Annotated in this window: 1 protein-coding gene; it reads left to right on the top strand. The window is 66.0% G+C overall.

Annotated elements, in window-relative coordinates; all coding sequences use genetic code 11:
• Nucleotides 1–247: amidase family protein (locus SB689_RS23855; RefSeq protein WP_410694510.1), on the top strand; the 247-nt coding region annotated here is incomplete at both ends.

Genomic DNA, 247 nt, shown 5'->3' with positions numbered 1-247 from the left:
CGACACGATACGGATCGCTTACGTCACCTAGCGCGCCGGAGGCCGATGACGCACCCGCGGTCGCGCGACTGCGACAGGCCGGCGCGCTGCTGTTCGGCAAGACTACGACCTCGGAGTTTGGCAACAAGATCGTCACGGACAGCCTGCTCACCGGCATTACCCGTAACCCATGGGATCGGCGTCTGACGTCCGGCGGGAGCAGCGGTGGATCAGCCGTAGCGGTTGCGCTCGGCATGGGACCGTTGTC

Source organism: Chryseobacterium sp. SIMBA_038 (assembly GCF_046535115.1).
Lineage (GTDB): Bacteria > Bacteroidota > Bacteroidia > Flavobacteriales > Weeksellaceae > Chryseobacterium.
The sequence above is the reverse complement of the archived record's forward strand: the minus strand, read 5'-3'. Positions and strand labels throughout refer to the sequence as shown.